General features: G+C 36.9%; 22 protein-coding genes and 1 tRNA gene. 14 read left to right on the plus strand and 9 right to left on the minus strand.

Annotated features, from left to right (window positions below):
* Positions 1-56: 56 nt before the first annotated feature.
* On the plus strand, positions 57-1,556 hold the full coding sequence (locus GFJ36_RS05675) for an L-lactate permease (protein ID WP_098230407.1): 1,500 nt from the start codon (positions 57-59) through the stop codon (positions 1,554-1,556).
* Between the two features lie 91 nt (positions 1,557-1,647).
* Complete coding sequence (locus GFJ36_RS05680; protein WP_097907859.1) at positions 1,648-2,331, plus strand: DUF2278 family protein; 684 nt, start codon at positions 1,648-1,650, stop codon at positions 2,329-2,331.
* Positions 2,332-2,345: 14 nt separating this feature from the next.
* On the opposite strand, the gene GFJ36_RS05685 is transcribed toward GFJ36_RS05680, so the two are convergent.
* Positions 2,346-3,179: a hypothetical protein gene (locus GFJ36_RS05685; protein ID WP_098146802.1), complete on the minus strand. Its 834-nt coding sequence runs from the start codon at positions 3,177-3,179 to the stop codon at positions 2,346-2,348.
* Positions 3,180-3,378: 199 nt separating this feature from the next.
* On the opposite strand from GFJ36_RS05685, the gene GFJ36_RS05690 reads away from it, so the two are divergent.
* Positions 3,379-4,164, plus strand: a complete 786-nt coding sequence (locus GFJ36_RS05690; protein ID WP_098230408.1) for a zinc ribbon domain-containing protein — start codon at positions 3,379-3,381, stop codon at positions 4,162-4,164.
* A 19-nt stretch (positions 4,165-4,183) separates the two neighbouring features.
* Positions 4,184-5,419, plus strand: coding sequence for a TcaA 3rd/4th domain-containing protein (locus GFJ36_RS05695; protein ID WP_097890423.1), 1,236 nt, complete (start codon positions 4,184-4,186; stop codon positions 5,417-5,419).
* Between the two features lie 37 nt (positions 5,420-5,456).
* Here the strand turns inward: GFJ36_RS05695 and GFJ36_RS05700 are convergent, their stop codons facing one another.
* Positions 5,457-5,885, minus strand: a complete 429-nt coding sequence (locus GFJ36_RS05700) for a hypothetical protein (RefSeq protein ID WP_088062526.1) — start codon at positions 5,883-5,885, stop codon at positions 5,457-5,459.
* Positions 5,886-6,084: 199 nt separating this feature from the next.
* Between GFJ36_RS05700 and GFJ36_RS05705 the strand changes: the two genes are divergently transcribed.
* The 3 genes from GFJ36_RS05705 (at position 6,085) to GFJ36_RS05715 (ending at position 8,718) form a co-directional block, all read left to right on the plus strand.
* Entirely contained in the window at positions 6,085-7,419 is a 1,335-nt protein-coding gene (locus tag GFJ36_RS05705) for an FAD-dependent oxidoreductase (protein ID WP_098230409.1), read from the plus strand.
* A gap of 100 nt (positions 7,420-7,519) precedes the next feature.
* Positions 7,520-8,008 (plus strand): GNAT family N-acetyltransferase, encoded by a 489-nt coding sequence (locus GFJ36_RS05710; protein ID WP_087984769.1) that lies wholly within the window; start codon positions 7,520-7,522, stop codon positions 8,006-8,008.
* Positions 8,009-8,307: 299 nt separating this feature from the next.
* Positions 8,308-8,718 (plus strand): DUF3908 family protein, encoded by a 411-nt coding sequence (locus GFJ36_RS05715; protein WP_000996802.1) that lies wholly within the window; start codon positions 8,308-8,310, stop codon positions 8,716-8,718.
* Between the two features lie 30 nt (positions 8,719-8,748).
* Here GFJ36_RS05715 and GFJ36_RS05720 read toward each other — a convergent pair whose 3' ends face one another.
* The 5 genes from GFJ36_RS05720 to odhA all read right to left on the minus strand — a co-directional run bounded on the left by GFJ36_RS05720 (position 8,749) and on the right by odhA (position 18,557).
* A complete protein-coding gene (locus GFJ36_RS05720) occupies positions 8,749-10,290 on the minus strand; it encodes a SagB family peptide dehydrogenase (protein ID WP_097890419.1) in 1,542 nt (513 codons plus the stop codon).
* 16 nt (positions 10,291-10,306) lie between these two features.
* Positions 10,307-12,256 carry a TOMM precursor leader peptide-binding protein gene (locus GFJ36_RS05725; protein ID WP_087984771.1) on the minus strand — a complete coding sequence of 650 codons (1,950 nt, stop codon included), beginning with the start codon at positions 12,254-12,256 and terminating at the stop codon, positions 10,307-10,309.
* Complete coding sequence (locus GFJ36_RS05730; RefSeq protein ID WP_088062531.1) at positions 12,253-14,172, minus strand: putative thiazole-containing bacteriocin maturation protein; 1,920 nt, start codon at positions 14,170-14,172, stop codon at positions 12,253-12,255. Before GFJ36_RS05730 ends, GFJ36_RS05725 begins: the two co-directional genes overlap by 4 nt.
* Positions 14,173-14,297: 125 nt before the next feature.
* The gene (odhB, locus tag GFJ36_RS05735) at positions 14,298-15,557 is read right to left on the minus strand and encodes a 2-oxoglutarate dehydrogenase complex dihydrolipoyllysine-residue succinyltransferase (RefSeq protein ID WP_000569906.1); all 1,260 of its coding nucleotides are present in this window, start codon (positions 15,555-15,557) and stop codon (positions 14,298-14,300) included.
* A gap of 132 nt (positions 15,558-15,689) precedes the next feature.
* Positions 15,690-18,557 carry a 2-oxoglutarate dehydrogenase E1 component gene (gene odhA, locus GFJ36_RS05740; protein ID WP_088062533.1) on the minus strand — a complete coding sequence of 956 codons (2,868 nt, stop codon included), beginning with the start codon at positions 18,555-18,557 and terminating at the stop codon, positions 15,690-15,692.
* A gap of 822 nt (positions 18,558-19,379) precedes the next feature.
* On the opposite strand from odhA, the gene GFJ36_RS05745 reads away from it, so the two are divergent.
* The 7 genes from GFJ36_RS05745 (at position 19,380) to GFJ36_RS05775 (ending at position 22,340) form a co-directional block, all read left to right on the plus strand.
* Positions 19,380-19,589: a helix-turn-helix transcriptional regulator gene (locus tag GFJ36_RS05745; protein WP_000428506.1), complete on the plus strand. Its 210-nt coding sequence runs from the start codon at positions 19,380-19,382 to the stop codon at positions 19,587-19,589.
* Positions 19,590-19,591: 2 nt separating this feature from the next.
* A complete protein-coding gene (locus GFJ36_RS05750) occupies positions 19,592-19,969 on the plus strand; it encodes a permease (RefSeq protein ID WP_088062535.1) in 378 nt (125 codons plus the stop codon).
* 28 nt (positions 19,970-19,997) lie between these two features.
* Positions 19,998-20,180 carry a DUF3976 domain-containing protein gene (locus GFJ36_RS05755; RefSeq protein WP_001178300.1) on the plus strand — a complete coding sequence of 61 codons (183 nt, stop codon included), beginning with the start codon at positions 19,998-20,000 and terminating at the stop codon, positions 20,178-20,180.
* Positions 20,181-20,314: 134 nt separating this feature from the next.
* On the plus strand, positions 20,315-20,674 hold the full coding sequence (locus GFJ36_RS05760; protein ID WP_088062537.1) for a hypothetical protein: 360 nt from the start codon (positions 20,315-20,317) through the stop codon (positions 20,672-20,674).
* An 18-nt stretch (positions 20,675-20,692) separates the two neighbouring features.
* Positions 20,693-20,959 (plus strand): hypothetical protein, encoded by a 267-nt coding sequence (locus GFJ36_RS05765; RefSeq protein ID WP_097890417.1) that lies wholly within the window; start codon positions 20,693-20,695, stop codon positions 20,957-20,959.
* An 81-nt stretch (positions 20,960-21,040) separates the two neighbouring features.
* Positions 21,041-21,586 (plus strand): hypothetical protein, encoded by a 546-nt coding sequence (locus tag GFJ36_RS05770; RefSeq protein WP_141542784.1) that lies wholly within the window; start codon positions 21,041-21,043, stop codon positions 21,584-21,586.
* 157 nt (positions 21,587-21,743) lie between these two features.
* Complete coding sequence (locus GFJ36_RS05775; RefSeq protein ID WP_141542783.1) at positions 21,744-22,340, plus strand: hypothetical protein; 597 nt, start codon at positions 21,744-21,746, stop codon at positions 22,338-22,340.
* Between the two features lie 64 nt (positions 22,341-22,404).
* Here the strand turns inward: GFJ36_RS05775 and GFJ36_RS05780 are convergent.
* Both GFJ36_RS05780 and GFJ36_RS05785 read right to left on the minus strand, forming a co-directional pair.
* A tRNA-Val gene (locus GFJ36_RS05780) sits at positions 22,405-22,477 on the minus strand.
* A gap of 179 nt (positions 22,478-22,656) precedes the next feature.
* Positions 22,657-22,872: a hypothetical protein gene (locus tag GFJ36_RS05785; RefSeq protein WP_048526759.1), complete on the minus strand. Its 216-nt coding sequence runs from the start codon at positions 22,870-22,872 to the stop codon at positions 22,657-22,659.
* Between the last annotated feature and the right edge of the window lie 309 nt (positions 22,873-23,181).

Raw genomic sequence — 23,181 nt, forward strand, 5'->3', positions numbered from 1 at the left:
TGACATCTGTTATATAATAGTTAAAAATTGTATTTTTAATGAAAAGAGATGATAACATGGCCATATTGTTGGCACTTATCCCAATTATGATGATTTTCATTTGTTTATTTTTATTTAAACAAACGTCATTAAGGTCCTCTTTAATTGCTTACGTTGTGTCTGTTGGAATCGTTTTACTCTCGCCAACGTTTCAACTAGGGATAAGTGAAACTGTGCATGCAACGATTAAAGGTTGGTTAATTTGTTTTATTGTCGGGTACGTGTTGTTTTTCGGTATTTTTTTATTTCACCTCATGAATAAAATGGGGTACATCGATCAAGTAGCACGTTTTCTAGAAGAAGTGACGCGCGATCGTTTATTACAAATGCTCCTTATGTGTTTTGGTATTTGTCCGCTAATCGAATCAGTAAGTGGATTCGGAATTGGCTTCATGGTTGCAGCACCTATCTTTCTATCATTAGGCTATAAACCGTTTCAAGCTGTACTACTTTCATTTATTGGTTTACTAGCTAGTTCATGGGGCGCAATGGCAACTGGTACGATTATCGGTTCGCAGCTTATAAATATGCCGCTTACAACACTTGGCACGAATACGGCACTACTAAGCATTCCGATGTTTGCTTATTTCGTCATCCTTTCTTTACACGTTGTTGGTGGTTGGCAGGCTGTTATTGAAAAGTGGAAAGAAGGATTCGGTTTCTTTCTATTATTTTCTCTCGGAATTTATCTTTCTAACGCATACGTAAGTGTTGAACTAGCAGGTATATTGAGTTCCATCGTTACAATTGCATTTGGCTTTCTTATCATTAAATTAAAAGGGAAAAATGAACAAAATCTTATAACAGAACATGCTGCGGCAACGGAGAGAGAAGTATCTATTATAAAAATTATTAGCCCTTATATATTCCTAACAGTTTGTATTTTACTTTCTCGCCTCGTACCAGCATTACATGATGTATTCAGATCATATGCAGTCCTTGATTTAAAATCATACTCTTATAAACTGGAGCTACTATATTCACCAGGATTTTGGCTCGGTATGACTTGCCTATTTACTATTATTTTCTTCCGCATTCCATCTCATATTATGAAACAATCACTCTCGCAAACGATAAAACAATGGATTCCTTTTGCGATTACGACGACGATGTTTATCGCCATTTCAGAACTAATGGGTGCATCTGGCATGCATTCATTACTGGCAAAAACAGCTGGTGACACATTTGGAACGTTTTTCGTGTTCGTTGCTCCGTTTATCGGCGGAATCGGTGGCTTTTTAACAGGTAGTAACGCAGGATCAAATGCGATGTTCATAAAACTACAAATGCAAACTGCGCAAAACGTAGCACTTCCGTGGCAATACGTCACAACACTTCAAAACACCGCATCATCAGTAGCGACAATCGCTTGCCCGTCACGGATTACGTTAGGTGCTTATTTATGTAATATACCGTATCGTGAAAATGAACTATTAAAGAAGACGACGTTAATGATTTTTGGTGCGGTGTTGCTTGTGGTGGTAGAGGTTATTTTTTGGTATCTGTTGAGAAAATAAGAAATCCTCCTGAGAAAGGAGGATTTTCTTTTTATATGGATAATGCCTTAAGTATGAAAAGCTTCTACTAAATGAATAGGAGATGAAATGTATGCCCCTAAAAAACTACGGCGTGTTAAAAGGTACAGTTATACAATCAAAGATTGGAAAAGGGAAAACACCTCATTATCAAGTTCATTTACAAGGCGAAGCAGGAGTAGATTATCGTATTGCAATTAACGTGAAATCGCAAAGTTATCCGTCAGAGGTGTTATATTTTGCGAGTAACAATATTAGGTCAGAGGCGATTCATATTTTACCGACATTACCATTTGGTTTTACGGAAGTAAAAAATAATGAGCCGAAAGTGGCTTTAGATTATGTAAGAGGAAATCTATTTGACTCAAAACAAATGATTCCTTTACCTCCCGAAAAAGCAGGAACAGATAATGATTTAAACGAAAAAATAGAACGTTATATAAAACGAGCGATAGAAGAAAAGGCAACTATTTATGCGTTCGGTGAAAGATGGGGACCAGAAGAAAATACACCAGATTCCTATTTTCATTTCAAACCAGGAAACGGGATACACGATATTCACATGAATCAAGGGAATGTAGAGAAATGGAAAGGTGATAATGGTATATGGCAAGACGGGGGAATACTCATTCACTTTGAAAAGGAAGAAGAATGGATTGGTATCTTTCTTGCCTTCCAGTCGCAGTCATGGTGTACAGATGAAGAAGGACATGCTCGTGTTCCGGTTGAGCATTGTGATTATAAGGGAAATAAATGATGAGAGGAGGGCGTTCAAAACGAACGCCCTCCTCTTATTTTATAAAACCCAAAACTAACAAGTGTAGAAATACAAGAAAATAGTAGTGCCACACTAGAAAATGCGATGAGGTACATATTATACTTCATCACTTTGCCGATTAGCTGGTTACTGTCGTACTGAAATAGTCCTGCTATTATATTGAATAAAAATAATAGGATAAACATGACGATAACACCGTCTATTGATCCTTTAATATCTGGTTTACTTAAAGCGATATGTGCAGAAATACAAATGGCGATAAATAAAAATAGCCAAAAAGAAGGATTCAATAAATTATTCAGTGTAAATAAGCTTTTCAATAATACAAACGTCGACAAGAGCATGTTTTGAACCATTTCTACATTAATAGAAGTAGAAGCGATTGTTTTTTCGAGAGTTGTATTAAATAAGAAATATGAATTTGGTACGAAATAGCGCATTAAAAGGATTAACGCAGTAATACCAGAAATAATAGGACCGATTCCAATGAAGAAGTTCCCAATTCGTTGATATACACTTTTTTGATTGTATTGATGTTGTACGTAGCCTAAAGCACCTTGGCTTGTATCTGTTGGGAAAAACTGCGTTGCTACAATTTTATGACGAAATAGTACACACATAATGGCATGTCCAAGTTCATGAATAGGAACACCAATCCACGCCGTTAAAAGGAATCCTTTTCTTCCGAAAGCTCTCGACCAATACATGCGTGTGAGAGATTCTAAATAACCTAATAGAAATCCAATTACAATGATAACGCCAATTAAAGAAAATAATTGGATTACGCTTGTAAGGAGTATTTGAAAAATTGAGTTTACCAATTCCATTACCAGTCATCCAATCTGTTAAAAATGTTATTTGTTCTGTTTTATAATAGCATTATTTTTCAAGATTGCTAGCACATATATTTTCATTTGAAAGAAGGATTTCATAATCTTTTTCTTGTAGTCATGTTTTATGTACAAAGTCATATATTGAATTTGTAACACCCTATATGGTATCTGCTTAAGGGGGGGGAATGCGATAATGAAATGTCCGGCGTGTCATACGGAAAATACAGCAGAGGCAAAATTTTGCGGGAATTGTGGACATTCGTTGACGGAGGAAGCCGTAGCGAGTGGTGCACAGGAGGAAGGTGAGCAACAAGCACGCGTAGCACCAGCAAAGGAAACTCGATCAAATGAAACGGTAGAGCAAGCGAAGCGGTTTGCAAGTGGCTACTTTCAATTTTTTAAACACGCATTACAAGCACCGACAGCTATTATGAAAAGTGGCAAGGTTGAAGTACGAAATGGAATTGTAAGTCTTGTTCTTATTTGTTTTTTAGGGGCATGTATTTTTTATAGAATGATGAGTGCTGCAGCAGCTGTTACGAAAACATTTGCACCAGATATATCTACCCCTACATTCTTTTTGGACTCTGTAACGGTCTTTTTATTTTTACTCATTTTAACTTTATTTGTCGGATTTATTATTGTTGTCAGTGGGAAGATGATGAAATCATCTTTTTCGTTTCTTGAAGTATTTGGAATATGGGGAACGATAGCAACTCCGGTAATTGCTATATTAGTGCTTTCTTTTCTGTTTAGCTTTTTATTAATCTTTTTCTTACCAATTTTATTAGGGCTGGCTACAACATATATGGGAATTAGTATAATTGTAGCTACAGTAAAACTAGATAACGGTGGATTAGATCTTGTTTACACTCTTTTTATCGCAAATATTTTCATTGGAATTGCAACATTCATTGTACTGTGGTCTTACATTAGCACGATAATTCAAACCTTTACACAGGGATTAAAGGGCCTCTAAAGAAAAGGTGGTTGAATGGATGAATGTATGTACAAAGTGTGGGACTCAGCTTGAAGACGGTGTGCAATTTTGTCAAAGCTGCGGGAGGAAGAGGGAGAGTCTTGCAGTAAAGAAGAAAATGAGCAGCGGTACAAAGGTTGGCATTACAATTTTAACATTACTTGCTGTAGTGATTGTTGGACTGTATTTGTACGGATCATCGTATTATAAGCAGGCGGCACAAGTAGATCGGATCATTACTATTTTACAAGAGAGGAACGGGGAGAAGTTAGCTGAAATCGTCACGGCAGATGATCCATCAGTTACTGTAACGAGAGAGAGTCTAATGCCACTATTTTCGTATATAAAAGAAAATCCATCTTATGTGAATGAATTGAAAGAACAGTTGAGGATAGGTGAAAAACAAGGGAACGGAATCGAAAGAGCAGACTTTTCGTTAACGAAAGACGGAAAGTATTTCTTTTTATTTGATCGGTATAAATTGAAAGCGAAGACGTATTATACGACATTGCTTACAAATGAAAAAGGTACATCTTTAAAAATGAACGGAAAAGAAATAGATAAAACAGATGACAAAAAGTTTGAGAAGCAATATGGACCGTTTCTTCCAGGAACTCAAGTGTTTCAAGCAGAATATAAAAATGATTATGTGAAACTATCACGTGAAGAAAAGGTTGTACTTATGAAACAAGGTCAAAATAACGTAACGATAGATTTAACGTTGCAAGGACAATATATTACGGTTCAAACGAACGTGCCTGGTGCAACATTGTATGTGAATCAAAAACCAGTTACAGCGCTGGCAGGAGAAGAAATTACATGGGGGCCTGTAGCAACTGATGGAAGTGCGACGATTTATTTAGAACGAAATGGAGAAAGTGGAAGGGAAACGACAAAGGTAGAAACGGTAACGGCACTTTCGTCTTATAATCTTCCATTCGAAAAGAAAAGTGCGGAAAAAACAGTTGTTTACAATGTTACTCCGCCGCCTACGACTCGGTATGTATATAATGGTTTCATCTTCCCGGATAGTGATATTCGAAAACTAACGAGTGCAGAATTAACATATTTATCGAAAGAACAGTTGAAAATTGCTAGAAATGAAATATACGCAAGACATGGAAATATTTTTCAAACGAAAGATATGCAAGCGTACTTTTCAAAACAGTCTTGGTATAGAGAAAATCCGTATTTTTCAGGAACGTTAACCAATATTGAATCCTATAATGTGGAACTGATTAAAGCAAGAGAATAAACATGTGAAAAAGGTACAGTGCATAGCTGTACCTTTTCTATGGTTTTTTAGCTGAACCAGGATCCCTTGAAAAAAAGATATGAAAGAGGAATGTGACTTTACTTGCTCCTCCTGATGTACTTGCTTGCACATCAGATAATGCACTAGATGTTAACACACCTTCAGAATGAGGCGGTACCACTATTTTGAGGGCATCATCTGATTCTGATGATGCAGTAACTGTTATTGTATCATCAGATAAGTTTAAAATTTTTACAGTACCGATTGGTAAGATAGACTTGCCAGCGTGTGATGCTGAAGCGAAGTGAGAGCCTTTCCAAATCGTTTGTGCGAAGGTTTCATCATTAGATAACCAAGCGCGAGCGCTGTATAATGTTGCGTTAATGGAAAATTCTTGGTCAAGTGACACGGCGGGTTTCGGTTCTTGCGGTTCCTCTGGAGTTTGAGCGAGAAGGCCGGCACACATATATGTTTCACCTACTTTCGATAGTTACTGTTATAGCATATTAAACATGTTATTTATAAGACACGACGGCTACCTATTCAGGCATAGGTTTGTGCACCAAATTTGAAGATGAAATTATCTTTCTTTACAATGGAAGTAGGTGTTATTTCTGAAAAATATGGAAAACGTAAAGAGTATGTAGAAAAGAAGGAGTGGTAAAGTGAACTATGTCATTATTGGCGGAGATGCAGCTGGTATGAGCGCAGCTATGCAAATTGTTAGAAACGATGAAAATGCAACTGTTGTAACGTTAGAAAAAGGTGAAATTTATTCGTACGCGCAGTGTGGGTTACCATATGTCATTAGTGGTGCTATCGCTTCAACGGAAAAATTAATTGCGCGTAATGTGAAGACGTTTCGTGATAAATACGGAATTGATGCGAAAGTACGACATGAAGTAACGAAAGTAGATACGGAAAAGAAAGTGGTGTACGCAGAGCATACGAAGACGAAAGATATTTTTGAATTTCCGTACGAGCGTTTATTAATTGCAACTGGCGTACGTCCTGTTATGCCAGAGTGGGAAGGTCGAGATTTGCAAGGCGTTCATCTTTTAAAAACAATTCCAGATGCTGAGCGTATATTAAAAACGCTAGAAACGAATAAAGTTGAAGATGTAACCATTATTGGCGGTGGTGCGATTGGACTGGAGATGGCAGAAACATTCGTCGAACTTGGTAAGAAAGTAAGAATGATTGAGCGAAATGATCATATCGGTACGATTTATGATGCAGATATGGCTGAATATATACATAAAGAAGCAGATAAACACAATATTGAAATTTTAACGAATGAAAATGTGAAAGCATTTAAAGGAAATGAAAGAGTGGAACAAATTGAAACGGATAAAGGTACGTATAAAGCAGATCTTGTTTTAGTATCGGTTGGAGTGAAGCCGAATACTGATTTTCTTGAAGGAACAAATATACGTACAAATTATAAAGGGGCAATCGAAGTAAATGCATATATGCAAACGAATGTGCAGGACGTATATGCAGCTGGTGATTGCGCAACACATTACCATGTTATAAAGGAAATTCATGATCATATCCCGCTCGGAACGACTGCCAATAAACAAGGGCGACTTGCTGGACTGAATATGCTTGATAAACGAAGAGCATTTAAAGGTACGTTAGGTACAGGTATTATTAAATTTATGGATTTGACGCTTGCAAGAACAGGTTTAAATGAAAAAGAAGCAAAAGGGCTACATATTCCGTATAAAACAGTCAAAGTAGACTCCACAAATATGGCGGGCTATTATCCTAATGCGAAACCACTTTACTTGAAATTATTATATCGTTCTGACACGAAACAATTATTAGGTGGACAAGTAATTGGAGAAGAAGGTGTAGATAAACGAATTGATGTGATCGCAATGGCACTTTTCAATAAAATGAGCATTCACGATTTAGAAGATGTCGACTTAAGTTACGCACCACCATATAACAGCGTTTGGGATCCAATTCAGCAAGCGGCAAGGAGAGCAGAATAGCACTTTTTAAGTGCTATTTTTTTCGTTAAAGGGGAATCATTATTTTTGGCGAAAGAAGCGAATTGGAAATAGTTATATATAGGGAAGGGGATCATTAAAAATGTTTGTAACACTTCAAACAGTTCAAGAATCAGAAAAAGAAATATTACGTAATTTATATGCACTATATCTTCATGACCTCTCTACATTCACTCCTAATATAAAGATTGGGGCAAATGGATTTTTTGAATACGAAGATTTGTACATGTTTTGGGAAAATGACGGAATCACTCCGTATTTTATTAAAAGTAATAATGATATTGTAGGATTTTTATTACTACTGGAACGTCCATTTTTGAAAAAAGAAAATGACTTTTGTATTAATGACATTTTCATATTGAATCAGTACAAGGGAAAAGGAATCGGTAAACAAGTTATTGAGAATGTACTAAAAGAGAAACGAGGACAATATTTCGTTATCGAACTTGTGAAAAATGTACCAGCTGTTTCTTTTTGGAAGAAAGTATATAGGGAGCTAAACATCGAATTTGATGAAAAAACACAGTTAATCGATGATGAAGAATGTCTCGTTCAAACGTTTAAAATATAATGAAATCGGTGCCTCTAGTAGATTAATTTGAAATTTAACTTTATCCTGCATTAACGGGCAGTAAGACCCCCACCTCAAAATTCAGCTGAAGCAAAGAAGCTAAGTGGGGGGCGGGCTGCTCGTAAAAGCCCGATTGGTGAAGGCTGATAATCAGTGGGGGATGAAGAAAACCCCCACTGATTAAAGTTTCACTTTATTTCGAATATACCGTTCGCCCTTGAAAACATAGTACTTATCGCTTATATTTTCATATAGTATTTATTTTTTAATAAAGCAATGATCGAACCAGGGGGCACAGTATGGCAATTAACATGAAAACAATCGAAGAATGGATTGCTGAATCAAACGCAAGACAAGAAGAAGACTTTGGAAACGTTGTTGAAGAAATGAAAGAAGTATGCGTCGGACTTGATAATGCGACATTAATTTATACGAAAAATGTATTTTGTTTCGGTAAGAAAGTAGAAGTATTGTTCTTCTTCCAAGATCATGTCGTGATTGGACAAGAAAAAGATGAATATGTTGAAATCGAAAAATTAAAGTATGAAGCAATTACACATAGCAACTTAAAAACAAATGACAAAAATACAACGTTAGAATTAAAGTTTGCTAACGGACAATCTATCAATTTAGATAGTTTAAATGATAACTACGGTACGAAAAATTGGTTATTCGCGAGACAAATTAAGAGTATTTTTAAATTAATCTAGTAAAAAAGCACGCCGTCCACCGGCGTGCTTCTAATTACGCAAATCCCCTTTTAACCAATTCCGCGCTCGATACGCCCCAACAGGAATTTGAATGAGAGACGTTTCATTTCCAGTATCTATCCCGTATAACTGATCACATGAATTTGTATTAAAACTTAGTAATGGATGCCCGCCCATCCCCATCGCGGTTGCGGCGAAAACGAGTTTATGAACGAGTATGCCAGCTTCCATTTGGTGAATACGGTATCCTCTATAGCCTAATGCATTTGTATAGTAATCTTTCTTTCCGACTACATGTAGGCAAAGCGGTACTTGAAAAAGATTTACGTTATCCATCGTCATACTGGATTGAAGGGGATAACGAAGGTCTCCATATCGAAGTGGCTGTATGGAATGTGTTTTACTGTTATAAGAATAAGCACCGTTCTCTATATCTTTTACGTTATAAAAACATCCATATAATGAGACCCGTGCATTTTCATTTACATACTGACCATCAAGGTCGTTGTAATAAGGGAAGGAGAGACTCGCTTCTTGTAGTAAAGTAGCGAGCTCGGCTGTATCCCATTTCGTGAAAGTAAAGTCAGCATCAGGGGAATACCGTTCTTTACAAAGTTGTAAGAAATCATACGATAACCGTTCTACTTGCGGCAACTGTACAGCGTGCGCATGATGTTGATAGTGCTCTTCATGATGTAGTGTTTGGAAGTGTGCTGTCGATTCAATCATAGAAGCTTCATTTATTTTTGTTAACATTGGATATTCATTTACATGTTTTGAGCGAACGAAATGTTCGTGTGCTAACGGCGGAATTTGCTGTAACAACTCATGAGAAGTAACTTTTTTATTTTCACGGTAATCATTGTGAAACCAATTCGTTTGCGGTTCTGTACTTAAAGGAACGACAGCATACACACTTTCTTCGCCTTCTGACAGTCCGAGTAAATGATTGATTGCACGGTCTAGAAACTGAAAGTATACGCCATTTGTGTAACCGAATTGTTTGGCACATGCAAGTAATTGTCCGATGAGAACACCACTATCTAATCCTTGAAGTCGATACGAAAAATTATTGTATTTAAAGTAGTTTTTCCAAAACATAGTGGATACGAATGCAGCGCCAAAACAAGACTGTATGTTACAACGGTTGCCAAGTGCTTCTGTAATGTAAGAATCGAAATTTCCTTCGCGAAGTAAAATAAGTCGGTGGTGCGCAGCGTCGTAATGGTAAATACCGTCTGGATAATCATCGATCTTTAAATATATATACAATTCATTTGGATATAAAGCGCCACCTGAAGGGATAGATCTTCGGAATAAAATTTTTTCGCTATTTAGCTGACATAACTGTGTTAAACCAAATGAGGACCAAAGGTAATGACCAATCTCCTTCAAAGTAGGTGTAGTAGAAGAGTTAGGTAAAGATAATGGGATTTCTAAAGAGAGAGGAATGATAGGTACATTTCGGTATAATTTATAAGGAAGCGGTGCATCTTCCCAGTCCACTTCATGATTCGGCATAATTTCATCGATAGAAAAATGGAGATGATGTAAAAAAGTATCCAGCTGCATAAAATCCCCCCCTTTACTATGGAAACGGATGCGGATGTGGATTTAATTGTTCATTCGTTAAAGGTTCGTTTGTATATCCAAGTGTCATCGGCACAGTATATACTCTATCCAGTCCTGTAACTCGAATGAGATGGTGACCGAACGTCATCGGTAACATGCCTGGAATAATGACTTTTACGCAATGTAATCCGTTTTTTTCTATAAGAGGTACTGTTTGATCTACAACGATTACGTCAAGTCCAGATTGCTGCAGGCGGTTTAAAAGTTGATGAAGATCGGATGTTAAATCTAGATCAACTGATTGTAATGCATTCATTTCTTGGAACGATTGCACCGGGGCATCGTCACGTAAAAGAAAGTGAAGACGTTCTTCTGCTTCTTTTAATCCGTACAGCATACTATGGTCTTCCATTTTATTTACGAGATAAGGGTCTTGTAAGCAGTTTTCGTAGTGCTCTCTTTTTTGTTCGAGTTCATCGTCTGCTATTAGTAACATGCCTGCTATTTCATGGATGGCACTCTTTAAAGCGCGGACAGGGTCTAAATGAGAGCCTCCCGCACAAACAACGTTCATTCCATTTTCACGCGTATTTTTCGCAATTACCCATAAGCTTGGGATACCGTGTTCCATCGTTGCGTTAAAAGCATGTAATTCATACCCAGTAATCGTGTACAGCCGCTGAATCATTAATTGTAATTCCGTATCATTTGCTGAACTAAGATCAAGGCGAGGGAGAGGTAATTCGGCATACCAAGTGAGCAAAAAGGCGTCACGCTCTACAATTTCTAAAATGCCATGAAAAATTGCTTCTTCTAAACTACCACCAATTGCACATCCATTTGATGTTTCATACACGAAAGCATCTCGATGACCGAGGCTATAATAAGCAATTGATTCAGGAACTAAAAGTGGCCGGTTTTGTAATAAAGAGTAGCCCCATACCCAGTTTTGTTCATAGTCAGGATCAAACGGTTTAAACGGAAAACTATTACGATTATAATGTTCATTTGTATGTACACCGAGCAAGAGGGGATTAAGTGCATGATCCTCTAACTCACGAAAACTGCCGTGTACATTTGTCTTTTTTCCTCGAGGTGACATACCACAATATCGTTCTAAACCTTCTAAAATAGCAGTCGCTTCACTCATTGCAAATGAATGAGTTCGGCCTGCAACACCTTCATTTCCAAACATTAATGGCATGTTTATAATAACGTCAGCAAATGGTAATAAAGAATGCTGCATTTTTCCGTTCAACATACCGACGCGATAATCTAAATAATCTCTCGTTAAAAATGTGTTTAGTTCATGAATGGAACGACAGCGATATGCTGCTTCGCTTGTTTTTAAGCTCGGTTGTAACGAAATCGCTGCTGCATCTGCCGTATCATCAGGCAAATTGCTACATACAGGGCAGAGCGGATCGGGAAGAAAAGAATGCCGCGTACATTGCAGTGTTTGTAAGTTTAGTAAAATGAGTTCATTTTCTAAAGAAGAATGGTTATGAGTTAATATTTTCTCTGTTTCTGCACGAATAAGATGGCACATTTGTAACATACCATTTTGGGTGGCACGTACATCACGCCTTGTTACATTATCTGCCTTTAACGCATATTTCCGCTGTAGTGCCCACATTTCTTGTTGATCAAATCCAGCGATAAATCGGCGTCCATCAGAGCAGTTGGAACAGCCAGTTGCAAGAGGATGAATGTAAGGACCGATAATACCTTCACCAAATGAAGTGAATGCACGTAGCCATGGAATATGATTCGATCGAAACATTAGCTCGGCATCATGATGAATAGTAGAAGGAGAGCCATCATGTAATACGAGAGCGAGATGAATATTTTCAGGGAGTTCTTCTGTAAGGTTATGTTGGCGAATGATAGAATATTGTTTGCATAGTTGATCATGTACATAGTTTGCAAGTAAGCCATCTCCTATAAGCAATATATTTTGAGTCATAGACTGTCCTCCTTTGCAATTAATACACCGTACACACCATCTAAGTTTTCTTTCAAAAATGATTCAATGGCTAAATCAAACACGAATGGATAAAAATTATGTTCTTCTAAATGTTGCAAGGCAAGCTGCACAGATTGCACACCTGGAACTTCTTCTTCCGCTTGTATTTCCACTCTAAAAGAATCCGTGTCATATAAAATAATAGAGGATTCAGGCAAGATATTAGCTCTGTAAGGAGTCTCTTCATTTTGAATATGAAGTAGTGATAGTTGTAGTGCGTTTCGTAAGGCTAACGTCATATTAATATTAGATGCACCGTACCAGCGATCATTTATACCGACCCAAACGACAGGAAAGCTGAGAATCTCTTCACTCATTGCTATTTTAGGAGGTTCATGAATTGTAGAGAGAGCATCGTAATAAAATCTACAATGTTTATCATGAATTGCAGTTAAATCAATCGTCGTAATTTCTTCTAGCATATGTGACTGCCGCTCATACAATTTATTATTTAAATGTTGTTGTAGCGCCCGGTATACACCTTCTGTCATCGTTTCTCCAGCGCCAATACCGATATCATTATGTTCAGGAATAAGGCGGTGCATAATTTCCGCTACATATGTTTCAATTCCTGCTAAACCAGCTTCTCGGCGCGCTTCATTATGAGTTAAACCACCACAAGTCATAAGAGGCAGGAGGGAAGCAGGACCATCTGATAGTGGAGTAGCTACTTGAATATGGCATTGTGATAACGGTAATTGATATGAATCTTGTTCATCCCATACATGGAATAAACCAGCTTCTTTAGAAGTTAATGAGTCGAAAAAGCGGAATAAATCAGTTGAGGTATGTTGGTTGGACCGCTGCTCAAGTTGTTCAGAAAGATTTTCTATCGTATCAATTGTAAAACTTTCATCAGTTGCGAGAGGATGTTTTATAAAAGGATGCCATGCTCCTTCGAGTGTTTCGTAATTTAATAAAAAGAATTGTGGTTCTTTTTCTCGGTAAGAATCATCAGCGACATGCTTAAGTAATTCAAATACGATTATATTTGCTAACATTGCAGATGGAAGTGGTGAAAATGATGCTGATGAATGTTCATTTTGTAAAGTCGTTTCATGTAGCCGATGCCATGCGGATTCCCAGCATTCTTCACGATTAGCTGTTACGATAGGGCCGGCTATACCAAGTGCTGATAAACAGACGGCAGGTATGAAGTTCTTTCCTACTTCTCTACAAATCGTGTGAACTGCTCTTAGGCCTTCAATATCTCCATTTTGAGAAACATACAAAATCCAGTCGAAAGGCTCGAACACTTCATGCAGGGGACGATCAATTGTCGTATCTATTTCCTGAACTAGGACATGATCATCAACTTCATGTGCAAGTTCTACTAGCTCATGAATGCGATCGTAATTTGTTTCCTCATAATCTGTAACAAGGTAATGAAAGGTAGGTAATCCTGATTCTAATAAAGAAGAAACTAAGGAAGTAAGCATATCTCCAGAACCAATTATAAGGACGTTTGCCGCGCGATACGTTTCGAATTTTAGAGCGCCTGAATGAGAATCAGCTTCTAAAAATTCAATTTGTGAAGCGTATCTATCAAGTAATGCGCTATTTAATTCATGAGGTGCATCTTGACTTACATCCCGAACGAAACCATTTTCATATAAAATCTCTCCAATTTCAAATACACGATTTTGATAGGGGAGAGGGAGACCATCGGTTATTTCTGCTAAAGAATAATTCCCGTTAAACATTGGCATTAATTTTTCAATCCAGTTGTAAATTCCATCACCGTCCATACGAAATGAACTGGCATTATTTCGAAAATAGACACCCCCGTTTGAGTCGGGGAGGAAAAAAGTATCCTTATTTGCTTTAAGTTTTGCATCAATTGGAAGGTTATTCATTTTAATCCTCCTTACGTTCTAGGCATACATTATTAGCTTATGTAATGAAATTTGTCCCATATGAATGCAATAAAAAAAGGCTGTAGAATAATTCATTCTACAGCCTGTAATAGATTATTAATCTATCAACCTTCTAATAATAATGATTTTGGATCTTCAAGCATATCTTTAACAGCAACAAGGAAGCTAACTGCTTCTTTACCATCAACAATACGGTGATCGTAAGATAAAGCGATGTACATCATTGGACGGTTTTCCATACGTTCTGCATCAATTGCAACTGGACGTACTTGGATTTTGTGCATTCCTAAAATACCTACTTGTGGGCTGTTTAGGATTGGTGTTGACATTAGAGAACCGAATACACCACCGTTTGTAATTGTGAATGTACCACCTTGTAACTCTTTTAATGAAAGTTTGTTATCGCGTGCTTTCATACCTAAATTACGAATTTCGCTTTCGATTTCAGCGAAGTTTAATTGGTTAGCATCGCGTACAACTGGAACAACTAATCCATCTGGAGCTGCTACTGCAATACCGATATCATAGAATTTTTTAATGATAAGCTCATCGCCTTGAATTTCAGCATTTAATAATGGGAATTGTTTTAATGCTGCAACAACTGCTTTTGTGAAGAATGACATGAAGCCAAGACGTACATCATGTTTTTTCTCGAAAGCATCTTTACGCTCTTTACGTAATTCCATGATTGCAGTCATATCAACTTCGTTAAATGTTGTTAACATTGCAGATGTTTGTTGAACTTCTACAAGGCGTTTTGCAATTGTTTGACGGCGGCGGGACATTTTCACGCGCTCAACTGGTTTTTCGAATTCCGTTTTTGCAACTGGAGCAGGAGCTGGACTTTTTGGAGCAGCTGGTGCTTCTTTTGGTGCGGCAGCATGAGCTTGTACATCGTGTGGTCTCACACGTCCAAGTGGATCTGTGCTACGTACGTCGTTTAAGTCGATACCTAATTCACGAGCCATTTTTCTAGCAGCTGGTGATGCGATAGGACGGTTCGTATTCGGTAAACCTTGTAAAGTTGTAGTTTGCTCAGCATTTGGTGCCGCAGCTTTCGGTGCTTCAGTTGTTTCTTGTTTTGGCTGTTCAGCAGCCGGTGCAGGTGTACTTACTGCAACTGGTGCTCCGTTTGCATCTAAAATTGCGATAGTTGCACCAACTTCAACTGTATCCCCAGGTTCGCCTAGTAACTTCGATACAATACCTGAATCTTCTGCAATGATTTCTACATTGACTTTATCAGTTTCAAGCTCAACAACGCTGCCACCTTTCTCAACTTTGTCGCCTACGTTGATAAGCCATTGTGAGATAGTTCCTTCAGTAATAGATTCTGCAAGCTCAGGTACTTTAATTTCGATCATTTTAAATGTCCTCCCCTTATTTGCCTAACGGTGTGTTTTTTCTTCTTTTGTCTTCGGTAATCTCCATTTGTTAGCCTGCCCCCGGGCAGAATATCTGTCCGGGGAGCAAGCTAGAAACCTTCATTATTACTTTCAGTTGCTGAAAACTTCAATTTCTTGTTTATCTTGACGGAAGTTATACTTCACATCTAAAGCGTGTGCAACAATTAGTTCTTGCTCAGCTTTGTGAGCGAATGGATCGCCACCAGATGGGCTAGAGCGATCTGGGCGTCCAATGTAACCTGTTTTCACTTTATCTCCAGCAAGTTCAAACAGAATTGGAGCCATGTAATGCCATGCGCCCATATTACGAGGTTCTTCTTGAACCCAAATAATTTCTTCTAAGTTTTTAAAGCGTTTAATAATAGATTGAACTTTCTCAGCAGGGAATGGGTACAGCTGTTCAATACGAACGACATGAACTTCATCTAAGTTATACTCATGTTTACCAGACTCAATTTCTGCTGCTAAGTCAATCGCCATTTTACCTGTGCTTAAAACAAGACGTTTTACTTTAGTTGGTTTCATGCCAAGGTTTTCTTGTTCTAGAGCAGGTTGGAAACGTCCTTCGCTTAACTGACTAGCAGTTGAAAGCGTAAGTGGGTGACGTAATAAACTCTTTGGCGTCATCAATACTAATGGTCGAACAGCGTCTGTTCCTAAGATAGATGCTTGACGACGTAAAATATGGAAGTATTGTGCCGCGCTCGTTAAGTTTGCAACTGTCCAGTTATTCTCAGCGGCTAACTGTAAGAATCGCTCTGGACGTGCACTAGAATGCTCTGGTCCTTGACCTTCATAACCGTGCGGTAATAGAAGAACTAAACCAGATTTTTGACCCCATTTTGCTCTTCCTGCTGAAACATATTGATCAAATAATGCTTGCGCAGTATTTGAGAAGTCACCATATTGCGCTTCCCACATAACAAGAGTTTCTGGAGCGAATACGTTATAACCATACTCGTAACCAACAACAGCAGCTTCTGATAACGGACTGTTATGAACAGAGAAGGATGCATTAATGTTTGGTAAGCGATGTAATGGTGAATATGTTTCATTTGTATCAGTATCGTGTAATACGATATGACGGTGCGCGAATGTACCACGCTGTGAATCTTGACCAGTTAAACGAATTGGCGTACCTTCTTGTAAAATAGAAGCGAATGCTAATGACTCAGCAAGTGCCCATTCAATTTTACCGTTCTCTTCAAGAGCGTCTTTACGGCGTTCAAGAATTTTCTTTACTTTCGGATATACGTTAAAGCCTTCTGGCCAAGATAGTAGACCTTCATTAATTGCACGAAGTGAGTCAATCTCAACACCAGTATCAATTGGCTGAATGCCTTTTGCAACAACATCTGGCACTTTAACGTCAATTGTTGCAGCGCTCGTATCAGCTGGCGGTACTTGTGCATAGTCAGATTTTAATTGCTCTTGTATAAACTGAGTCATTGTTTCAACCTCATCTGCATTTAGAACACCAGCAGCTTGTAATTGATCTGCATAAATAGCTCTTACAGTTGGGTGATTTTTAATCTTTTTGTACACTTGTGGTTGCGTAACTGCTGGGTCATCCATTTCGTTATGACCGTAGCGGCGGTAACCAATTAAATCGATTAAGAAGTCTTTTTTGAACAATATACGATATTGAATCGCAAGGTTAGCAGCAGCAAGACAAGCTTCTGGATCATCAGCGTTCACGTGAACAATCGGAATATCGAAACCTTTTGCAAGGTCACTTGAATATTTCGTAGAACGAGAATCATAGCTATCAGTCGTAAAGCCAACTGCATTGTTTGCGATAACATGAATTGTTCCGCCTGTTTGGTACGCGTTCAATCTGCTTAAGTTCAACGTTTCAGATACAATACCTTGACCAGGGAATGCAGCATCACCATGAACTAAAATTACGAATGATTTTGAAGTATCTTGTTCTGGAAGACCAGATTTTTTACGATTCTCTTGAGCCGCACGTGCAAAACCTTCTACAACAGGGTTAACGAACTCAAGGTGACTTGGGTTATTTGCTAATGTAACGCGAGTGCTAACTTCTTCGTTACTAACGACTTGTTCTCTACCTAAATGGTATTTCACGTCACCAGTCCAGCCAGAATTTGCCACTGCGCCTTCTATTTTTGCATGTTTGAACTCAGCAAACATGTGACTATATGGTTTTTCTAATACGTGTGCAAGTACGCTTAGACGACCGCGGTGAGCCATACCAATCATGACATCTTCTACGCCGCCCTTTGCACCTTCGAGAACAATTTCATCTAGAACAGGTACAAGCATATCAACGCCCTCGATAGAGAAACGCTTTTGCCCAACGAATGTTTTATGCAAGAATTGCTCGAAACCTTCAACAGCTGTTAAACGTTTTAAAAGAGCAGTTCGTTTTTTATTTGATAGTGGTTGACGCAATGAATTTGATTCCACCATTTGATGCAACCACGCGCGTTCTTCACTATCTTGTATATGAGAAAATTCATAAGCTAAAGATTTTGTATAAACGTCTTTTAATCTATGAATTACATCAAGTGCAGTGTGAATACCTTCTGGTGCATCTTGCCATACTGTTTTCGCTGGAATCGCTTTCAAGTCAGCATCGCTCAGTTCGTTCATTGCTTTCTCAAGAAGAGATTGTCCATTAGCAGCATCTTCCATCGGATTGATGTGAGCCAACGTATGCCCGAATGAACGAATTTGTTCAACAAGCTGAACGACTTTAAGAATTTTTTCAATGTTCCCTGTGTTTTGAGGAGAAAAATGTGTTGCTGTGTTGTCCCCTGTTACGACATCATCTTGAAACGAAGGAGCTCCAAAAATTTCAAAAAGCTCTTGTAATTCCGGATCAACAGAACCTGCTCCAGTTACGTAAAGATCATATTGCTCAATAACATAACCAAGGTTCGGACCATGGAACTTGGCCCAAGGGTTTGTCGTTGTATTCTTCCTCGTCATTTGTTTAAACCTCCCAATGCATATAATCCTTTTTCCAAACAAAAGGTGCATTTTGCTCTTTTCAATAATTGATGAACCAACAATCAATGTAAATGTTTTCTTTATTCTTATGTTATTACAATAATTTACATAATACCAAACACTATTACTTATCTGTTTTGTAAAAAAACATTCACAATAACTTATCACCCAAGTTAATCTTTCATGTTATAAAGTAATTTCACAGAAAAATGGGGTGGATATATTTGGTATACCTACACGAATAACTAAAATTGTTGCATGTAAATATAAGTATAATAATTAGAATGTTTCGATAAAAATGAGTTCGAATTATGTATATTGAAATAATAAGCGCTTTCATTGATATTATACAACAATATAACGGAATATAGTATAAAAAATAAAAAATTATGAATTTATCGTAAACTTTATTTAGATAGTGTTAAATATTGAAAGGAAAGTGAAGGATTTCTACAAAAAAAGTTGCTAAACATAAAAAATGCTTCATAAACAGTTAGTTTCTATAAATATGACGAAAAACACCGTAAAACCAATAACGCATTTCGTGGAATAAAGAGATGAATGAAATATTTTAAAAGGATAAAACAAATAGGGAGATATTAAATTTAAAAAATAGAGAGGAGAAGATATAGTAACAATTATTTACAGTGTTCCGCGTTTCATTTCAAAATAGACGTGCTGAAATTGAAAAGTTTCTTCTATATAAATAGAGTGAAACAAACTAAAATGCATGTAAAGGAAACTTGACGTAAAGGTTGCTTTACATATATACTCACTGTAAGGAAGGAGGGAGAAATTTCCTTGGAAAATAAAATGGTTGAATACCGAAAAAAATTTGGACTATCTCAAGAAAAATTGGCTGAGAAACTTGGAGTTTCCAGGCAAACCATCATTTCAATTGAAAAGGGAAAATATGATCCATCACTTCCGTTAGCATTTGAAATAGCAAAAACATTTCAGACAACGATAGAACATGTATTTATTTATGAAGGAAAAGAAGAGGGGGAATAGGGATGAATTATTCACAAAAGTACTTTTTAATTATGGGAATTATTTTCTTTATTATGAGTGGAACCATGGTATTAGCGGGCATAATGACGCATTCCGCACCACCGGCTCCAACGTATACAGTACTTACGATGATGATTATGTGTTTCTGCTTAAGTTACTTACACCCGCAATTTAAAGAAAAAGATGAGCGAATGAAACTTATTCGTTATAAAGGAATGTTCTTCAGCTTTTTTGCGCTAACGGCATATTACCTTCTTTTCTCTTTCGGTTTAAATCTACACGTAATTACACTATCTGCGGTTGAACTATTAAACATACTTATGGCACTTACGATGAGTACAGTTTTTATCTCATTTGTTGTTTTATCGAAAAGATATTAAGATGGAAGAGAGAAAGGAAGATTAACATATGCAAATGATGTATGCTTTTGGCATTGGACTTGTATTATTTTTAGCCGTATTCTTATTTATTCGAAAAGACGTTCAAGGTGGGACGTTAACGAAAAGAGGCTTTTATAAAATGATCGGCTGTTTAGTCGTTATGTTTATAGCGATTATCGTAATGATCGTTTTAATAAATCAATCACTATAGAATATAAAAATGGAACCTTACTGTAGTAAGGTTTTTCTTTTTGATGTAAAATCCGAAAATTCCCACGACATCCATTTACTACATATAATGGATATTATATAATTTAATAAAATGATAGACAGGGAGCATAGTATATGAATAAAAAAACTATCTTCTTTTTATTAACATGCCTACTACTTATAGCTAGTATTACTTATATAATATGTAACAAACGAGAACAAGTGCCACCTATGTTAGTATGGGAGCACCAAGAATACTATGTTACGAATGAACCTGCCGAAGCTGAAAAAGTTGGACAAAGGCTCGGAGAAGTAACGAAGAAAATTGAAACAAGTAAAAAACCTACTAAAAACAGTGAATCCAACATAGTACAAGAAAAAACAGAAGTATTCACAATGATAGAGGAAGAAAAAAATCCTCACTCATCTTTAATCATAAAGGAGCCTTATAGTGACGAATATAGAGTAGTAAGACCGATGTTACATGTACTATAAAGTGAAAAGGGGACTCATATGCAGACAGTAACTTATCCATGGTCGTTAAGAAAAATGTTTGTTTTTTTCCTTTGCTTCATCCTTCCGCCAATCGGCGCAATTTATATTTTGATGAATCGAGAAGCGCTACAAAAGAGAGACTTCATTTTATACGTTTTATTTGCTTCTATCAATATATCGCTTTGGTTATCGCTTATGGTCTTTCATCGGACTATGTGGATGGTAGCGGGGCATTATGTACTTGGTGCAATTGTTATTGTTTTATCGAATATGAATAAGAGATAGGCCAGCAACCTTAAAGTTGCTGGTTTTTATTTTGCTATTTATAATGAAGAAACAAATTTTTAATAGAGAGTAGTGGGCGTTATGAGATGGAAAGAGGGAACGTTTGAAAAAATAGAAACGAATGACTTATCTATTGAGAAACTCATACATACATTCAAGGAACAAAACGTAAATGGCGGAGCGGTTATAAGCTGTTTTAAAGTAAATAACGAAAATTTTTTCAAAGAAATACCATATTGGAAAGATGGACACGAACACTTCTTTAGAAGAATCTGTAACTCTTTAGATATAATCAATAGCTTAGAAGAGTTAAAAATACATACGTCAGAAAAATATAAGTTTCATTTTAAAGAGCAATGGGCAGTCATGCTTGATGGTAGCATTGCCGCTCAAATTTTGTCGGGTGGAGCATATGAAACATTTAAGAAACGACCAGTTATCGCAAAACAATTAGCAGTTAATCTATGTCAATATATGTTCCAAGATCGATACGAAGATATTAAAGTTTTTGAAAGCTATAGCCCTTGGACAGATTGGTTTTATGATGTTGCGTGGGATGTTACTTGGATGGTGTTAGATAGTAAGGAGCAGAAAATGTGGTTCATCTGTGCTACGGATACGGATTGATAGAAAAGAGCCTTGTAGGAAAGCTGCAAGGCTCTTAATATTTTGGGAATGAATAGAAAATAAATCATATAAATGCTATACTAAAAAATGTTTGTAATGTCAGTTTCATACTATTATATAATGCTGACTTACTAGAAAAGATAAGAGGAGAATGAGCGTGCAAAAGATAAAGAAACTATTACTGTTAATGATGGTAGTAGGATTAACAGTAGGTGTTTTAGCAGGGTGTGCAAATCCGAAAGATACGACAGAAGAATTTTTAACAGCGATACAAAAAGGTGATATAGAAAAGGCTCGTACATTTGTTGAGAGTGACAAGGAATTTAACAAACTAAATGAAAAAACAGATGATGCTGAGGCAAAAGCAATGCTGAGTGCAATTACGAAAAACTTTAAATTTGAAAAGCTAGAAGAAGTATCGAAAAAGGATGACAAAGCAGAAGTGAAAGTGAAAATTACATCTGCTGATCTATCCGTTGCTGTAACAAAAGCAGTGGGAGAAGTTATGCCAATGGCCTTCGCTAGCGCTTTTAGCGAAGACAAAGAGCAATCTGAAAAAGCAATCGAAAAAACGATGACATCAGCAATCGTCAAACACTTATCAGATAAAGATGCAATCATGGCAACTCGCGAAGTTACATTGAACTTAAAGAAAAACAAAGATGGCGACTATAAAATCGTTGCAGATGATAACTTGAAAGAAGTATTGTTTGCTAATGCGAAGTCTTTGGAGAAGATGTTTCGTGGGAAGTGATTGATTTAGATAAAAAAGAGAAACCATATCACGTAGAAGGTTGATACGGTTTCTCTTTTTTTTATGACCCCGGAGAGGCTCGAACTCACGACCTCCACCCTGTCAAGGTGGCGCTCTCCCTGCTGAGCTACGGGATCTTCAAAAATGCGTATGTAACAGCATCTTTAATCTTTATGCTAAAGCAATTATATATAATTAACTGAAATTTTACAATATTTTTATAGTAAGTTTTAAAAGGGAAATCATATGCAATTATGCGAGTAGTGTCTGAAGGGATAATGATGAGAAGAAGACTTAGTAGAATGTAGCGGTCATATTATTTAATGTATTTATCCAAAGGGTTTTCATCGCTTAAATCAACAAGTAAAGGACATAAGAATAATAAAGGTAGAGCGGCATTAGCATGATGAAAGGTGTCATTTGATAGATACTGCCTTCCAAAACAATACGGGCAATCTTTTTCAAATGTCACGAGTATTGACCATACATCTTTTATTGTCCACTTCGTTTTACAATACGTACAACGCGCCATAGAGTTCCTCCTCATTTTAAGTCTTCTTCTAGTATATTCCATTTTATTGTACTGAAGTCATTTGTATTTGGTGTGATAAAATGTAAGTTGTTTTGTTTTTTTATGTGGATTTATTTAGTCATTTATGATCAATTACATATCGTTTCATGTTTTTGCAGGATGATAGATTTTCAGCTTCAATATGCAAATTGGCCAATATATCCTTTTTACAATTTACTTAAAATCATGTATAACAGAGATACAAGATTATTTTACCCCGCTATTTGCGGACGGTAAGATCCCCACCTCAAAATTTAGCGAAAGCAAAGA

Origin of the sequence: Bacillus sp. EE-W1, assembly GCF_009760835.1 — a bacterium.
Lineage (GTDB): Bacteria > Bacillota > Bacilli > Bacillales > Bacillaceae_G > Bacillus_A > Bacillus_A wiedmannii.

Excerpts from the sequence above, each read along its gene's own strand:
- GFJ36_RS05675 (WP_098230407.1), top strand. The coding sequence starts at position 57 with ATGGCCATATTGTTGGCACTTATCCCAATTATGATGATTTTCATTTGT.
- GFJ36_RS05680 (WP_097907859.1), top strand. The coding sequence starts at position 1,648 with ATGCCCCTAAAAAACTACGGCGTGTTAAAAGGTACAGTTATACAATCA.
- GFJ36_RS05685 (WP_098146802.1), bottom strand. The coding sequence starts at position 3,179 with ATGGAATTGGTAAACTCAATTTTTCAAATACTCCTTACAAGCGTAATC.
- GFJ36_RS05690 (WP_098230408.1), top strand. The coding sequence starts at position 3,379 with ATGAAATGTCCGGCGTGTCATACGGAAAATACAGCAGAGGCAAAATTT.
- GFJ36_RS05695 (WP_097890423.1), top strand. The coding sequence starts at position 4,184 with ATGAATGTATGTACAAAGTGTGGGACTCAGCTTGAAGACGGTGTGCAA.
- GFJ36_RS05700 (WP_088062526.1), bottom strand. The coding sequence starts at position 5,885 with ATGTGTGCCGGCCTTCTCGCTCAAACTCCAGAGGAACCGCAAGAACCG.
- GFJ36_RS05710 (WP_087984769.1), top strand. The coding sequence starts at position 7,520 with ATGTTTGTAACACTTCAAACAGTTCAAGAATCAGAAAAAGAAATATTA.
- GFJ36_RS05715 (WP_000996802.1), top strand. The coding sequence starts at position 8,308 with ATGGCAATTAACATGAAAACAATCGAAGAATGGATTGCTGAATCAAAC.
- GFJ36_RS05720 (WP_097890419.1), bottom strand. The coding sequence starts at position 10,290 with ATGCAGCTGGATACTTTTTTACATCATCTCCATTTTTCTATCGATGAA.
- GFJ36_RS05725 (WP_087984771.1), bottom strand. The coding sequence starts at position 12,256 with ATGACTCAAAATATATTGCTTATAGGAGATGGCTTACTTGCAAACTAT.
- GFJ36_RS05730 (WP_088062531.1), bottom strand. The coding sequence starts at position 14,172 with ATGAATAACCTTCCAATTGATGCAAAACTTAAAGCAAATAAGGATACT.
- odhB (WP_000569906.1), bottom strand. The coding sequence starts at position 15,557 with ATGATCGAAATTAAAGTACCTGAGCTTGCAGAATCTATTACTGAAGGA.
- odhA (WP_088062533.1), bottom strand. The coding sequence starts at position 18,557 with ATGACGAGGAAGAATACAACGACAAACCCTTGGGCCAAGTTCCATGGT.
- GFJ36_RS05750 (WP_088062535.1), top strand. The coding sequence starts at position 19,592 with ATGAATTATTCACAAAAGTACTTTTTAATTATGGGAATTATTTTCTTT.
- GFJ36_RS05755 (WP_001178300.1), top strand. The coding sequence starts at position 19,998 with ATGCAAATGATGTATGCTTTTGGCATTGGACTTGTATTATTTTTAGCC.
- GFJ36_RS05760 (WP_088062537.1), top strand. The coding sequence starts at position 20,315 with ATGAATAAAAAAACTATCTTCTTTTTATTAACATGCCTACTACTTATA.
- GFJ36_RS05765 (WP_097890417.1), top strand. The coding sequence starts at position 20,693 with ATGCAGACAGTAACTTATCCATGGTCGTTAAGAAAAATGTTTGTTTTT.
- GFJ36_RS05770 (WP_141542784.1), top strand. The coding sequence starts at position 21,041 with ATGAGATGGAAAGAGGGAACGTTTGAAAAAATAGAAACGAATGACTTA.
- GFJ36_RS05785 (WP_048526759.1), bottom strand. The coding sequence starts at position 22,872 with ATGGCGCGTTGTACGTATTGTAAAACGAAGTGGACAATAAAAGATGTA.